The 1,108-nt window shown below is 42.9% G+C and carries 3 protein-coding genes; 2 read left to right on the top strand and 1 reads right to left on the bottom strand.

Features of this window, described 5'->3' with window-relative positions:
• The coding region (locus BIZ39_RS21935; protein ID WP_187448137.1) for a hypothetical protein at positions 1 to 274 on the top strand (274 nt) is incomplete at its 5' end.
• Between the two features lie 100 nt (positions 275 to 374).
• A complete protein-coding gene (locus BIZ39_RS21930) occupies positions 375 to 701 on the top strand; it encodes a hypothetical protein (protein WP_187448136.1) in 327 nt (108 codons plus the stop codon).
• A gap of 16 nt (positions 702 to 717) precedes the next feature.
• Here the strand turns inward: BIZ39_RS21930 and BIZ39_RS21925 are convergent.
• Positions 718 to 1,108 (bottom strand): DUF4113 domain-containing protein (locus tag BIZ39_RS21925; protein WP_187448135.1); only part of this gene is annotated, 391 nt, incomplete at its 5' end.

The following is a 1,108-nucleotide window of genomic DNA, read 5'->3' as shown; positions in this document are numbered from 1 at the left end:
ATTAAATGAGCGCAGTGAATTTGCTAAGTCCATTGAGCAACTCAATCCGCTCGATAAAGTGCTACTTAAATTACTAGCCAAGGACTGGAACAAAGGGCTGTACACGGATGAAACGAAAAGTGTGCTTGAATCTGAACTGGGTAAGCGCCCCAGTAATCCATTGATTGGCGCAGCGTTGTCACGCTTGGCTGAACAGGACCTTATTTATAATGAATCGAGGGGAGTCTGGCTGGTGGCTGATCCTTCACTTAAATCATTTATGTCTGACAACTAGCGTACAAGTCGAAAAACAATGTGCACTGGTTTTAATCTTCCATTTCCCCCAAAAAACGTATTAATACAATGTGGTCTTACTTATTTAAAGGGGCCACGACATGGATTTTCAAAATTTCGAAAATATCAAAAAGCATATTAGTCACATTCATAGCATGGCAAGACTAATTAGGTTTGCTTGTGCTAGGTATGTTTACTGTGGTGTTGAAGAGGATATTAAAATTCACGCCAGAATGTTGGTGATTAGAACAATGGTGTCATTGAATTTGCACCCTCAATTCGACTTAAGCGATATGACTGAAGAGCAACAATCTGAGCTAATTTCGCTAGCTACTGATGCACTTCGCGATTTTGTCCCTTTATCACCAGACAGAGCAGCTCATAACACAGGCACGCAAGTACGTGAAATCTTAACGTCGGGTTTCTGATGGCATCATAGCTGCGTTAACACTTCACGATCGGAATATCACTCCAACGTGTAGTTGCGCGCTTTGTTAGGAATTGCCTCTTCATCTCATGTTTTTTATCAAACCCTTTTGAAGCCACCTGAAGGGTGCTTTTACCGTATCTATCATTGACGGCGTCAAGTACGTTCATCAACGCTGGCTTATCTTCGTTTATGCTAAAAAGGTCGGCTTGATAGTTTGCTGCAGGTATGATTTCTACAATCCCTACGCCGCAACGGTAAAAGCATACGCCAGGCTTAAATATCTTGTCGATAATGGCAGGAAGTGCCTTCGTAACAATGCGTGTGTCCATTGTGGGGACCGGAAACGGGTGGTAAATCGACTTGCGGTAATAAGCGGTATCGTCGTGTGGCGAGTTAGAGGCAAAT

The sequence above is a fragment of the Alteromonas sp. BZK5 genome (assembly GCF_014349115.1).
In the GTDB taxonomy this organism is placed as follows: Bacteria; Pseudomonadota; Gammaproteobacteria; order Enterobacterales; family Alteromonadaceae; genus Alteromonas; species Alteromonas macleodii.
The sequence above is the reverse complement of the archived record's forward strand: the minus strand, read 5'-3'. Positions and strand labels throughout refer to the sequence as shown.

What these genes read in the sequence shown, in the direction of transcription:
- BIZ39_RS21930 (WP_187448136.1), top strand. Translation starts at nt 375, where the DNA reads ATGGATTTTCAAAATTTCGAAAATATCAAAAAGCATATTAGTCACATT.